16 protein-coding genes are annotated in these 13737 nt (G+C 37.1%); 3 read left to right on the top strand and 13 right to left on the bottom strand.

Going from position 1 to position 13737, the window contains the following annotated elements; genetic code table 11:
• A partial coding sequence (locus tag ABFW99_RS03045; protein ID WP_440707418.1) for an AlbA family DNA-binding domain-containing protein occupies window positions 1-1223 on the top strand: 1223 nt, incomplete at its 5' end.
• Window positions 1224-1286: 63 nt separating this feature from the next.
• On the opposite strand, the gene ABFW99_RS03040 is transcribed toward ABFW99_RS03045, so the two are convergent.
• Window positions 1287-1844, bottom strand: a complete 558-nt coding sequence (locus tag ABFW99_RS03040; RefSeq protein WP_349353934.1) for a hypothetical protein — start codon at window positions 1842-1844, stop codon at window positions 1287-1289.
• A 6-nt stretch (window positions 1845-1850) separates the two neighbouring features.
• Window positions 1851-2876 (bottom strand): hypothetical protein, encoded by a 1026-nt coding sequence (locus ABFW99_RS03035; protein WP_349353935.1) that lies wholly within the window; start codon window positions 2874-2876, stop codon window positions 1851-1853.
• 527 nt (window positions 2877-3403) lie between these two features.
• On the opposite strand from ABFW99_RS03035, the gene ABFW99_RS03030 reads away from it, so the two are divergent.
• Entirely contained in the window at window positions 3404-4141 is a 738-nt protein-coding gene (locus ABFW99_RS03030; protein WP_349353936.1) for a competence protein CoiA, read from the top strand.
• Between the two features lie 461 nt (window positions 4142-4602).
• On the opposite strand, the gene ABFW99_RS03025 is transcribed toward ABFW99_RS03030, so the two are convergent.
• Both ABFW99_RS03025 and ABFW99_RS03020 read right to left on the bottom strand, forming a co-directional pair.
• Complete coding sequence (locus ABFW99_RS03025) at window positions 4603-5622, bottom strand: hypothetical protein (RefSeq protein ID WP_349353937.1); 1020 nt, start codon at window positions 5620-5622, stop codon at window positions 4603-4605.
• Between the two features lies 1 nt (window position 5623).
• Entirely contained in the window at window positions 5624-6694 is a 1071-nt protein-coding gene (locus ABFW99_RS03020) for a hypothetical protein (RefSeq protein ID WP_349353938.1), read from the bottom strand.
• Window positions 6695-6810: 116 nt separating this feature from the next.
• Between ABFW99_RS03020 and ABFW99_RS03015 the strand changes: the two genes are divergently transcribed.
• Window positions 6811-7320: a hypothetical protein gene (locus ABFW99_RS03015; RefSeq protein ID WP_349353939.1), complete on the top strand. Its 510-nt coding sequence runs from the start codon at window positions 6811-6813 to the stop codon at window positions 7318-7320.
• 37 nt (window positions 7321-7357) lie between these two features.
• On the opposite strand, the gene ABFW99_RS03010 is transcribed toward ABFW99_RS03015, so the two are convergent.
• The 9 genes from ABFW99_RS03010 to ABFW99_RS02970 form a co-directional block, all read right to left on the bottom strand.
• Complete coding sequence (locus ABFW99_RS03010) at window positions 7358-8104, bottom strand: AAA family ATPase (RefSeq protein WP_349353940.1); 747 nt, start codon at window positions 8102-8104, stop codon at window positions 7358-7360.
• Window positions 8105-8119: 15 nt separating this feature from the next.
• Window positions 8120-8653: a siphovirus Gp157 family protein gene (locus ABFW99_RS03005; RefSeq protein WP_349353941.1), complete on the bottom strand. Its 534-nt coding sequence runs from the start codon at window positions 8651-8653 to the stop codon at window positions 8120-8122.
• An 82-nt stretch (window positions 8654-8735) separates the two neighbouring features.
• Window positions 8736-9488: a DUF932 domain-containing protein gene (locus tag ABFW99_RS03000; RefSeq protein WP_349353942.1), complete on the bottom strand. Its 753-nt coding sequence runs from the start codon at window positions 9486-9488 to the stop codon at window positions 8736-8738.
• On the bottom strand, window positions 9485-9739 hold the full coding sequence (locus ABFW99_RS02995) for a hypothetical protein (protein WP_349353943.1): 255 nt from the start codon (window positions 9737-9739) through the stop codon (window positions 9485-9487). The genes ABFW99_RS03000 and ABFW99_RS02995 overlap by 4 nt, the downstream gene beginning before the upstream one ends.
• Window positions 9740-9743: 4 nt before the next feature.
• A complete protein-coding gene (locus tag ABFW99_RS02990) occupies window positions 9744-10214 on the bottom strand; it encodes a JAB domain-containing protein (protein ID WP_349353944.1) in 471 nt (156 codons plus the stop codon).
• 67 nt (window positions 10215-10281) lie between these two features.
• Window positions 10282-10707, bottom strand: a complete 426-nt coding sequence (locus tag ABFW99_RS02985; RefSeq protein WP_349353945.1) for a hypothetical protein — start codon at window positions 10705-10707, stop codon at window positions 10282-10284.
• A gap of 538 nt (window positions 10708-11245) precedes the next feature.
• On the bottom strand, window positions 11246-12571 hold the full coding sequence (locus ABFW99_RS02980) for a DUF3987 domain-containing protein (RefSeq protein WP_349353946.1): 1326 nt from the start codon (window positions 12569-12571) through the stop codon (window positions 11246-11248).
• Between the two features lie 48 nt (window positions 12572-12619).
• Entirely contained in the window at window positions 12620-12823 is a 204-nt protein-coding gene (locus ABFW99_RS02975; protein WP_349353947.1) for a helix-turn-helix transcriptional regulator, read from the bottom strand.
• 144 nt (window positions 12824-12967) lie between these two features.
• Window positions 12968-13654: a hypothetical protein gene (locus ABFW99_RS02970; protein ID WP_349353948.1), complete on the bottom strand. Its 687-nt coding sequence runs from the start codon at window positions 13652-13654 to the stop codon at window positions 12968-12970.
• Between the last annotated feature and the right edge of the window lie 83 nt (window positions 13655-13737).

Raw genomic sequence — 13737 nt, 5'->3', positions numbered from 1 at the left:
TGTTATGTAACCTACTTGGTTCAGTTATGAAGCCGGTATTTAACCACTGGTGCAGCTTTGAACATCTAGGTTTTCGCATTTATCGTGAAACGCTTTCGCGTTTTTCGTGCGCCGCTTCATTCAACATAATACAAAGCTTGAATGAAGGAGTGTTCTCGGATTTTAAAAAAGAACCTCATGAAAATAATGCCAAGCTTCTTCATGATATTATTTGCCTATCTAATTCTTACCACAAAGGGAATCGGTACTTAATCATCGGAGTATCTGACCCGGCTGAAGGTTGTGAGATCATTGGGTTAGATGAAAACACACCGAACCGTAAAAAACAATCTGATTTGATCGATTTTCTTAGAACAAAATCATTTGCAGGACATCAACGCCCAAGTATTGGTTTAAAAACTATTGAGCTCAATTCAAAAGAGTTAGATATAATAGTTATCAGGAATTCAGACCGTAAGCCGTTTTATATCACCGAAGATTATAGAGATCGAGAAGCAGTAGTCAAAGCAAATTATATATATAGCAGAGTGGGGGATACAAATACTCCTATTGATGCTTCAGCTGACGTCCACGAGATAGAAAGAATGTGGAGAGAACGGCTTGGTTTAGTTGAATCTCCGATTGAAAAGTTTAAAGCCCTCTTGTTAGATCATGAGGATTGGGAATTTGATATCGGGAATAAGCAATATGGGTATCATAAACAGTTTCCAGAATATCGTTTCGAAATAGGAGAGTGGAATGAATTTCAAGAGACCTACAGTCATTACTTTCCTAATAAAAAATCATATATAGCACCAATTACCTTAAAATACCATACAACTACACTCTTTGAGCATCATTTGAATTTCTTGGATGAGATGAGAGTATTGACCAGTCTTCCCGAGTTTACATGCGTAGGGCCTAATAATGAAGATTCATATTGCTATTGGTACTATACATTTGACTCCATAGGTGGACGGCTCCAACACTTAGTCACAAGAGGAAGATATAATCCGATTTCTCGCGGAGGCAGATTTAATTTTTTCTATTTTCGAGATAATGATCACAGAGATGAATTTGAAGAGTATGTACTTCAAAATTTCGAAAGGCTTCCAGAATTAGATGTCGACATAAGCCATGATATTGCTAATAGGTCAATTCCTTCTGAAGGTCGAGCACCAATAGATGATCCTATTAAAATTGGGCAACTGGAGGCCTTGTATAATGAATTTAAAAGCCGTTAACCTACCTGATTGTACCCCGTTGTGTTAGCTAATGAGATTGCGTAGAGTAGAGGAGCCAGCAATCTAATCTTTAGACATTTTTTTTAGGCTTTGTGTCTCTGAGTTTAATCCCCTTCCTCTTTCTTCCTTCTTCATTTGGATGAGTGCTTTTATGCGAAGCTTTTCACCTGGTGCAAATATGTAAATCAAAGTCCAGATTTGCATGATAACTATAACACTAATTATTGAAAAGGAAAGCCCTCTTATTAATGGGATATATGTTAACAAGAAACTAAAATTTACGACTATAGGGTGCAGGAGATGAAATAATAATACATAGCAAATTATTATGGCAGAAATGATCATAGGTAAGGTTAAAAACCTTAAGTCTTTAAGCGCTTCTTTTTTATCTTTGATCTCTGCTTCCCTATCAAAAGCAATACTCAAACTGTTAGGAAAAACAACTGCAAGCCATACTCCCATTATACCAAAAACAATACTTGCAACAGTAAGTAGTAGTTCTACGATTTCTTTTTGTGTACCTATTGGTATTGCTTTACCAAAATGGAAACATAAACACAATGCTACTGTAAGTATAGAAAATACAATGACTCCTAATAGTATTTTACGCCCATATTGCATGCTTCCTCAGATCAATTCAATTATGTCTTCTCTAATTTCTAATAAAGCTTCCATTAATGTCCTTGCGTTAACTACAGCTTCATTTTCCCATTCAACGTCAATATCGTATTCTGCTTTTTTCAAAATCCTACTAAACCAGTAATCATTTTGGTTTCCAGAAAACTGAACTCCGATATCATCCCAGTCGTTATCTGAATTTTGAATTTCTTGTTCCCATGATTCATAAAGGTCTCTAAGAGCATCTTCACTGGGATTAAAATCTACCTCGTATTTAACTGTAAATTCATCTTGTTCAGGAACATTTTCTACATCTATTCTCAAATTTTGAAAAAATGTGGCTGCACTATCAACCTCATTGTTATATAACATGACACTTTTTTTCATAACTTTACGGATATCTTGTCTCCTTGATAGTAAAAATGGTAAACTTCCCTGATCTGTATGTGGCCTCGATTCATAAGCAGGATGAAGATTTTGCACATCATCGTTTTCGTTCGATCTATAACCAAAAATCTCTCTCTCACCTTCCACCCCACCATCATCTACAACAAATCTCGAATATTTCTCCATAAAATTTCTAAGATATAACTGTAGCTGCTGATGCCCATTAACTGACATATTAAATCTCACAGTAGTAAAGTGATTGAGTTCAGGTAAGAACCAAAAATATGTTGCATATCCTGGTATATCATCTTCATTTATCTCTTGAGTTTCTATATCATATTCCCCAACAGCAGATCTACGATTAACAGAGGCAAACCGCCCCCTTTCAGTTGGAGTTTCATTCCATGTTGTTAGAATATAATCTCCAGTATTTCTATCAGTTATTATATCTAAACAGTATGTACTATTATGGTTTAAATATTGTTCTTCACCATAGGTACTCGTTTCTTGTAATTCTCGTCCACTTGTCCAATTTAGTAGGCTTTCTAATATTTCATCAATTGATCCAAATTCAGGGATATTTATTCCGTATCGAAAATACCCGCATTTTGAGATTTCGTATAAATTTAACTTTGCTTGCTCAATCATATTACCCGAAAATGTTTTTATTGTAGTTTATGCCTATAAAGTTAATATTTAATGGATATGTTAGGCTTTTTGAATATAATATTTCTGAGGTAATTTAAAATTATTTAAACATTCCTCTCCACCCGGTATAGCGTATTCGCTTTCGTAATATACTTCTGTCCGAAACGGTTTTTAATTTCACCCATGGCTTTAACCTGGGCGACTTTTTCTTCATCATCCTGAAAAATGCATTTAGCTGATTGATCTTGTCGATTTCTTTAGTACCCAGCCACAGGTTACGAATCTGCCGAGTGCCCTCAGTTGTAGCATCATAACTGAGCGTTATAATGTTGCTAAAAATTATTCAGGAAACGATGTTTGTAAGGTTCAATTGAATACTAATAATGCTCAATTATCTGGCAGATGTGCCATATTTAAATTATAGGAAACCCTGTATTAACAGGTCATGGACATAAATTAGATTGAAAAGTATCAGAAATACCTGACACTTATTGACACCCTTTACAATTATTATTCGTCAAAAAACTATGAAGTATGCATTAGTCAATAACAAAACTGAGGCTACTGAAGGAGCAAGGGGCATCTGCCCATCCTGCGGCTCTAAAATGATTGCAAAGTGTGGAGAAAAAAAAGCTCATCATTGGGCTCACCTTAAGAGTAATAGTTGTGACAATTGGTGGGAAAATGAGACAGCTTGGCACCGTAATTGGAAATCACATTTTCCAGTTGAATGGCAAGAAGTAGTACATACTTCAGGCAATGGGGAAAAGCATATTGCCGATGTTAAAACAGATTATGGATGGGTTTTAGAATTTCAACATTCATATATAAAACCAAAAGAACGTAGAGCACGTGATACTTTTTATTCCAAACTAATTTGGATTATAGACGGCCTAAGTAGGCCTACAGATATAATTCAATTCAATAAGGCCTTGAAGAAACATGCTATTAAAATAAGTCAACAACCTCATATATTAATCCTGTATCCTAAATACTGTACACTTAACTGTAGACTATTCGAAGAGTGGGGCACTTCTAATTCATTAGTATATTTCGATTTTCATAAAGTTGGCAGTAAAACCGAATCTGATCTTTGGCTATTACTTCCAACTAATACATATCCTGAGAGTATTTACTTAATGAAAACTTCAAGAGATAGATTTATCAAATATGTAATCGATGGTAGAATAGATAGATGGTACAAAAGGTATATATTGAGAATGAATCATCCTGAAAGCTTGCTGGATTGGTTAAAATCATTATGAATAATTAAATAGCTTGATTTACGAATGGGTTACGAGTCCAAGTTTTATAAAGTTGAAAAACAAAAAGAACCCAATCCTTAACGGCGACTTTCTACGCTACTTTGATTACTTAATGGTTCTGACACACAGAAATGGGATTAGCCTGTAGTTTTGAATTTGGGTTTTAGTGTGTGCAACGGTCCTGCCGGCTTGATTTGCTTCCGGAAGAGCTGGATAAGCAGCATTAAAACGACCGCTTATTCGACTCATGCAGCCCTAAAGATTTCAAACGGGGAAGATAAGATTAACTCCACCCAGGTTATCGGTATACCTATCAAGCATACCGAGAGTGTAATGATTACCAAAGAGCTTAATTATGAATTTTAAACTGGTTAGCACCGATTTTTTCACCTGGTGTATATCCTGGTTCAGTTAGACCGGCGACTGATGCAGGAGGTGGATAAAGAGTTTTTTTGCTTGATCTAAGTAATTTTTTTTGGTTTAAAATTTAGTTCACCAACTAAATTGTCAGATATTTTTTCTAATACCATGTTTTTATTAGAACTTTTCAACAATTCATCTGGGATATTTTTAAGGTATTTTGTAACTCTTTTCTTTGACAATATGTAGTCATTGCTTTTAGAGAACAATACTGATTCTATGTTATTACTGTTGTATTGATTATAAACGTTGTTCAAGTATGAAAAGAAAACCGTTTCTATTCCAACCACAGTTTCGAATAAAGAATTTATGCGCCCTTTTAAAAGGACTTCAACTAAGTATGGTAATTTCTCATAATCAAATTCTTCATCATTCTTCTGATAAAAATTTGAATAATTCAAACTGTTAAACATACCAACCAGAATAGGTATGTAATATCTACCTAAACTTTTTGATAGATGGTTAGCCTGGACAAACTTTCTGAAAAATAAATCAATTGACTCTCTTTCTATATCATGTTCATTATACTTCAAATCGTAATAAACACTATATGATCGTGTATTTATATTTGGTGTATAACATGAATAGACACATTCTTCTTCAATTTTTTGAGCCACCTTGTGGTCAACTACAATTCCTATACCTTTTAATTTATCATGATTAAGGTATGCACTTACTACATTTGAACCGAAGGTATGACCTTTTATTTTTTTATTTATTGATTCTTTCAGTTCTTTGTTCTTGTATCTCGATAGGTTAAGAGATTTTGCTTCTAATTCCCCCTCTACAATAGAAGCCTTAAAATACTGACCAGTTAAAAATAACGAAGTCCTTACATTTTTTAGGTATTTAACTAAAGTCTGTATTTTTTTTGCTTCAATAAATGCACAGTCACTGAAAAAATGAACTTGATCCTCTGCCTCTAATATTGAGCTATGTTTGGCTAATGCTCCCCAAAAGTTTTCTAACTTTTTATAATAACCTGACTCGTTGAAATGTGCTGTACTTGTAGTTCCAAGTAAGTCTAAAAAAGAGATGTATTTTTTTTCTGAAGTTTCCATTTCATTTCCTAAATCTAAAGTAAGTTATGTAAGGAAAATATCTCAGAAAAAAACTTAGCTTAGAATATTCGACAACTTTAATCATATTCTGGCGCCATTTCTCCTTGCCAAAAATCTTAGCGATTTTTTCCCGATTCTCAATTAACTTTGGCCTTTCGTTTGATGTTATTAAAAGGTATTTCCCTGGTTTTTTATTATTTAATAAATCTGATATAGTCTTCCTGCTGAGTTGCCCGCTATTTTTATGGTATTTCTTTATGTAATCAACTGGATCTTGCATTCTTTTATTGAAATTATTCCAGCTTGAATTTTTTAAAATTTCAGCTTTGAGAAAGTCCTCCCATATATCATTGTATAACTTATAATTGAGCCCTTTTTCTTCCCTTGCGTATGATGCAAAACTTAAATACTGGGCTTCCGGATCAGTTACCCCATAATAATTTTTTGATAACTTTTCAGAGGCATACTTAATTTTGAGTTCGGAAAAATTTATTCTATCAGTGATTTTACTAAGTTCTTCATACAGATATTGCCAAGAGTAAAACATGGATATATCAAGTAAGATATCATGTATTACATTTTCCAAAATGGACTTATCTAAATTTTTTAATACTAATTTAGCAGAAGGCAATCCTTTAGACGACTTCCAGCCATGAGGCTCGCTTTCTTTATCGATAAGTACTAAATGAGAAATCCCATTATTCTTAAGAAAATCACCATCCCCATCTTCACTCATTTCCGTAATGGAATACACACACCGGACTTGATTCAGTTCGTGTACATCGGTTAGGTTTTCTTGTAAATTCGCTCCATCAAAATTAACAGGCCTCATATTTACTACTATAGATGGCAATATTAGGTCCGTTTCTTTATCAATCTGTAAGATTGAATTTTTGAGCATCATATTTATTCTATCCTTAGACCGGATCAGTTTTTCGGCTAAAAAAAGATTCTTGTCCTCAGCCAAGGACCCATGTGGCTCAAAAATTATAACTTCTCTATTCCTAAGACGAGTATCATTTTGCCTAATTCTATTTGTACCCACTAACTTTATTTTATTTGATAGGTTCATGAAATAAAGTTACTTAGGGTGATATTTGCAACTATTTTTTTAACTGCATTAGTAAAGCATTTGGATTCTCTTTTTGTATGATCTAAATAACTCAAATTAATTACTGGTGATTTGTTATGGATTTACGGTACAATGAATTATTCCTCGTCTTAAGCTCAGAACTTAAAACGCTTCAGTACTATTTTGGGAAAAATCCCAAATACAGTCAGTTACTGGAGGTATTTGTTGAGTATAGAGAAGACGAATACAATGACATGCCGAAACAAAGTGAATTGATAAATCGATTTGGGATATCAAGGACCCAACTAATGGAGTTAATGCATGACTTATGTCAAGACTTCAAACATTCCATATTTCAGGCGCACCGATACAAAATTGAGCGAACTGAATATTATGTAAGTGCTGAGACCCGGGATGATCATCACTGGCAGGTTGGATTAGATTATCTGGAGCACATTCCTAAAAAAGGTGACGTTTTTTCCATCCCATTTATAAAAACTGAGTATGACAGTGGTTATTTCAAAGTAAAGGAAGTTCATCACTCCGTAGTTAATTGTGTTCATACGATCTCTATATTTGTCAGCAGTAAATCCGATGATGATGAGAGTAGTCGATTTAACAGATGATAAAATTGGCAGGGCTATGTAAACCCTGCCAATTATGTTATTCCTGATGCTCAAAGAAGATCTCCTCTGGAATGGGAGGCTCTTCGTGGTGAGCCTCAGAAGCTCCGGAGGATTCATTAAGCCAATCTCGAAGCTGTATTCCAGTATCCTCAGTTATTTGAAAGATCTTATCCCCAAATAATTCTGTTCGATCCTTAGATGCCTTAGCATTATGATCAAGTGAAATATCCAGGACACAGGAAAATTCATAATCCATTCCTTCTCTTGTGATTGGAGCTAATCCCACTTTCCGAGGAACACTTTTACCACGATTGTCTTTTTCTAAAATGTAATCAGTCTTAGATCTTAGGCAGACGACAACATGTATTTTTGATTGTAAAATGATTCTTAGTAGCAAAGAGTAGTGTTTATTCGCTTCCGACCAGTTGGTAAAATGATTTCCCCCTGGGTTTCTTGAATCAAGTTTTTCCTTAAATTCAAGAATCCCAGTCCACCAGTGAGATCCGCTGTCAATCAATAGTATGTCATAATCATTATTCATGACATATTTTGCTGCTTCAACCAACTTATCTATAGTGTAGGGAGGTTCGATGTCACATACATCAAAACTGAACTTATTAGAGTATAATGATGCACTACCATTCTCTGTATCGATTACAGCAATTTTTCCATTGTTTGTAAGCCCCTTAGCAAGTCGCAGAGCAGAGTACGTTTTGCCTGAACCAGATGGGCCAGTCAAGCAAAGCTTCAAGTAACTATTTTGTCTTTCAGATTTCTTAAACATAATGTTCTCCTTTTGTTATTTAATTCTTAGGTGAGTTCCTCTTGGTTCTACTTTCGCAAAGAGGTGTGCTTGTTCATCCCCTTCAAGAAGAGCTTCCCGAATCCGACTCATATCAGGTTCTTTGAAAACCCGAATGAATTGTTCCGGTAGGGAATCAGTAGAAACATCTTCTTGTAACTTGACCGGGAGTAATCCCCCATTACCGCAGACCGTCACAGTGAAGCGTGAGGTTTCTACTTTTTCTTTGCCCCGGTATTCCAGGTAGAGTTTCAGTCTTTCTTTGAGACTGCTAACCTTCTTCCGGTAGCCGGTTGACCGTTCGGCCAATCGTTGGGCTTCATCTGCGATCTCTTCAAATTTTTGAATTAGATAACAGTACGCTTCGATTTTTTGCACTTCTTTTCCTTCATACTCATTTAGCCATTGATCGACCTCATCGGTGATTTCACCGCCTGATTCAATAAGCAGGGATTCCAGGGCATAGAAGTGCTCCCCGATTTCAAACAGGGATTCTTTGGTTGTTGGTGTAACAGTTTGTGTTGTATTCATAGTTGTAGCAGATTTTGTTGTATAACAAAAAAGCCCACAATCACTTGCGGGCTTTGTTATGTGTTCATAGTTAATGTTGAGTTCATAGGGCAAAGACTTTGGAAGTCTTCAGTTGTAACCTGGCCCGGGACGGTTTAGGTACCTCGTGGGAGATAAAGTACGTAATGTCATTCAGCAGCTCCCATTGCGATTTATCCGGGATGCGATCGGTAGAAACGATGGCTTTCAGCCGTTTCTTACCAAGGGCTTTCTGAAGCTCTTTCATAAAAGCTTCTTCTAACTCCCTTGATTTAAGCTGGTCGATACGAGTCTGTACATCGGTGATTTTATCGGTGATGCTGTTGAACTGATCTTCTAACTTATCAAAAGAAAAGCCTGAAGTATGCCGGGCGTAAAGCGATCCAAGAACAGACCCAAAAATCATCCCGTTACTGCAGATTGATCTGATAGCGCCCCAATAGAGCCGAACTCCCTCGGACTGATCATAGGAATTATGGAGGTATACTGATAAGGGTATCTCAGACTGTCCGTCATGTACGAGTACTTCCGGAAAGGTGACCTGCAACCGCATACGGTTGGCTTGGCAAAAGCTGTGACTGGGATCAATGACCCAATCTACATTCAGCTTTTCCAGATTATCCATGAAGGGATTAATCAGGTCTTTGTTGGGAATGAGCTGGTAGCTGTTTTTGGCTACCGAAACAACTTTCTCGGCTCCGCCTATGGTGGTAACAATAGCTTTATAATTTGAGATTGGATTGATGGGTTCTTCAGCGCCGGGAACAAGAGATATTTCACGTTCTTCCACGTCAAAGAAATAGTTATTCAGATTCATAAGATGTTGTTGAGTTTGGTTAAGATTTGGAAATAAGAATGCGAGTAAAATTTTCCTCCAATCAGGTACATCAAAGGGTCCGTTCGGGTGTACCCGATGCCCATGATCCGGACATAAGCGCCGGCGTGATAAGGAGGAATATTGCGGACACATACGGCCCAAATGGGACAGCGCAGGCGCATCAACCCCGAGGGGGGATATACCAGCAGGCTGTCTTTGGGAAGGCTGACAGGATTACGATCATCAGCCATATCATCACAGTTGCCCGTGAGCAGCAAAAGAATAGAACTGCTCTTTAGTTATAATGATGTGATCATCGAGGGTAATTCCTACCAGTCGCAGGGCATCCCGAACGCGCTGGGTAAGCTGTGCGTCTGCATTTGATGGGCGTGTAAGATTGCTTGGATGATTGTGTCCAAGAATAACCGAGTTCGCATTACTGCACACGGCCAAGGCTACAATCTGGCTGACCTCGACAATGGTGGCGGTCTTCCCGCCCATGCTGATCTTACTCCAGCCCAGGCAATGCTTGGCATTATTGAGAAGCACGACCACGAACTCTTCCCGGAGCTCAATCGTGTTTTCATCCCAGATGTGCCAAAGCAGATCGGCTACTTCCTCAGGGTTGGTGAGTTGCACCTGAGGGCCTTCGGTTTCTTTGGATTTATAGATGAGTTGTATTTCCCCAACAAGATTGGTTGAGTCAAACTGATGTGATGTATTCATATGTGTATCTCCGGTAAATAAAAAAGGGAAACCTAATGGCCTCCCTATTGATTGATGTGAGGGCGAATTACAGCGCCGGTTCAAGTTCATTGTTGGTACTCTTTGAGGACCCTGCAAATACATGGTCTTCAATGGAGGACTTGTTCTCCTTGCCCTTAACCTTGTCCCGGGACCGTATGTCCCATGAGTGGCTGAGCATGACGACTTCTCCGGTACCTGGAACTTCATACTCATAGGGATCTACCTCTTTCCTGTATATTTCCATGTCGGCTACCATTTCGTTGAGAATGGTTTTTACTTTCGGTGTATTAGCCTCTTCCGGTTTGATGTTACTCAGAGGTATGGATACCTCACGTTTATCAAATCTTGAATTCCCAGATTCTGAAACGGCATATGCGATACCGGTTACTATTGCAACGGCAAATTCAGAACCATCAACTGAGTTCGTGCGACTTTCAATTCTTTCTATTGTTAAGTTGGTTATTGATGACATGGTTATGTCTCCTTTTTGATTTATTTAGATTTTGATTGCCTGGCTTCAAAAAGTCAGGTGCGGGATAGGTTTAAAACCGCAAAGGATAGCCCGGGTGATCGTGTAGCTGGTACTCGCACGTACAAGCGTTTCAAATAATTGATGACTACAACAGATTCTTACAAAGGGGTGGGTTACGATTTTCAGAAAAGAAAGTCAGGGGGGCTTTATATGAAAGCTTTATAGAAGAGGAATAGAGAAGCGGCCGAAGAATTTTTTTAGAAAAAATTTTAAGAAGGTGAGCTTACAGTAGTTTCATAGTACTGGTGTTGTGGATTTGATGGTAGGAATGAGGGCTGACTTGTGGCTTAACAACCTAAAATTATGCTCGTTTTGATGCCTTTTATCTTATCAAAGAAGGTCGAAAGTGCTCTATTATTAGAATATGCTCAAAATGGTGAATGCTTAATCTTAGATAAAAACCTATGTTACCATGCAGGCGGGAATAAACACACATTGAAATTCCAACTATTCCAATAATTCCAACCATTCAAGGGATCTACTTTAAGTTATTTCTGTATTGACCATGAGCAATTTTTTCAAAGCATTCGGGAACCCATTTCCTAACAGTGCTTTCCGGAATACCCATTGATTCGCCAATTTCGACTGCTCGTCCTGTAGTAAATTCATCTGGTAAAACAGCAACAAAATTTCTAAACCTTTCCCCTTTGTCATCGAGTTTCTTTTTAAAAGCATATTGAAATAGAACTCGTGCATGTTTGTTAAAAGTATCGCATAAAGACAATGCTACAGCAAGATCTTCATCGGTTGGAGTTAAACTATCTGAATTGGAAAGTATATCAGGGTTGTTATCAAAATTTCGTAGGGCAGTAAAGATCATTGCAATTCTAAGTGCAATAACTGCCATACGATTATTGTTTGAGTGAAGATATCTGTTGAGGCCACTATTTTCTATATACGCCATTTGGCGAGAAAATGTATCATCAATAGTGTCCCATTGATCCTCCGTTAGTTCAATTTTCAGGGGCGTTGTCCTATTGTTAAGTAGATTATACATTTTAAGCAAATTGTTACTGGATTTTTGTATTAACGAAGAAAGCTTATTGGTTTCATCAGTAGGTCGATGGCTTTTCCAGTTTGGCTTAAATGCATGTGTGTAAGTGATGAAGCGTGAGTAATTGCCATTTTCAGGAGATGGAAATAACTTTTTCATTTGGTCAAATGTACCTGAAAGAGCCATTGAAATCTCCGGCCTATGTATGAATAGTGATCCTTCATTTCGGTTTTTAGATAAGGACTCATGATGAAAGGCTTTTCGGGTAATATCGGAGAAATTACCCCATTCCTGTGAATTTGCACTCGTCATCGTGTCAATCTCAGTCTCAAATATCAGCCCACGTCCACTATTCTTTAAGAGGATATCATAGAAGGCACTACTGGATGTATTAGCTGGTAGAAAAAGGGATTTGTTTCTCGCCGTTTTTACTTCATCCTGCTCCGGGAGAGTGTAAACACCCGGTTCTGAATAGAACCCATTGGACAAGTGGTTTTGTAATGCATTCGCCAATGATTTTGATTTACTGAGTATACCTTTTCCGGTAGCAGGTGCTGCAATAATAACGGCAAACAAATCAGGGCTATACTCTCCATCTGCATGAAGACCATATAAATTTGGTAATTGTGCTGCAATTACCGGCAAGGTAGATACGAGAAACATGTCTTTTTCGTGAGGCTCTGAAATTAATTCACATAGTTCATTCAAAGGGGATGGAAGCCTATCAAATATATCACGATTGATCAATGGTGTATTGGAATGTTCCAGACTTGGAACAATAGAATTTTCGGAATTATTGGAATTTTCCACAGTATCCTCCCGTCAAGAGATTTAGATAATCGATTTGGAAGTTGTCCATCATTGAATTGCAGTTTTTGAATCTGTTTCATTTTTTGATTCAATCCATTCTTGAATGTCCTTTTCTCTGAAGGCAGTCTTCCTATCACCAAGTTTGATTGGACGGGGAAACTTTCCTTCACTAATCCAGCGATATAAAGTCGAACTTGGGATATTGAGTCTTGTGATGACTTGATTTGGGGTTAACAGATCAATATTGCTCATGACAATCTTGGGTTTGTTGAATGTTAATGTTATCCCAAAGATCGTAATGAGTTGCTATAAAATCCCGTAATACACTGTTTTAATTTACCATAGACTGTATACTAAGGAGGGGAAAAGCTATGGAATTACTGTGGAAAGCTGTGGTTAATCAGTGGTAATTTTCTTTAAATCGGATTCTAAATCACCACTTTCAATTCCATTATTTAGCCATCTTATTGCTGTGGATTTGCTTAAATCAGGCACTTTTTTAAGCACATTATTATATAGGATAGGTTTTGCTTTACCGTTCTTCTTTAGGAAATTATTCAATGGTTCTACTCCAATGATATCATTTACCGCTCTTACAACTTTGGGCCAAACTTCAGCATATCTTTTTTCATAAGCCTTACGGTTTTTAAGTGAAGCGCCGGTTAATTGTTTTGTCTTTGGTATCACCTTATCATTTACGTGAGAAAAGTTAATATCTTTAGGTGCGGATGACTTTCTCTCCTCATATGCTCTTAATAGAAGATGATGTAGGTTTTTTAATACTCTTAAATAATTGGGAAAATGCGAATAGTAATCTTGATTCGATATGCGACCAAGGGAGTCCTTTAACTGATCGATACGATGCTTTAGAATGATGAGAAGTGATCTGTCATCATTACTTTCAATGAAGCTGCTGAAAGTATTCTTCTGATGATACTTTAAGTCACTATAGATGTCCTGATCAAAACTAAGTTCAATCTTTTCGCTCTTGTTTTTAGAGGGATGCATTTCAGCAATTAAGCATCCCGGTTTATTTTCAACTTTATACACTTCTCCTGTAGGGCCGAGTTTCTGCTCGTCCAAATGCATGTTTTCGAAGTCTGAGACACACTTCTTCATGTTAGAAACAGAGGATAACTCTATCATCCAGATTAGGAAATCCTCGA

The organism is Gracilimonas sp. BCB1 (genome assembly GCF_040117685.2).
Taxonomy (GTDB): domain Bacteria; phylum Bacteroidota; class Rhodothermia; order Balneolales; family Balneolaceae; genus Gracilimonas.
This window is presented reverse-complemented; position numbering and strand designations above follow the sequence as displayed.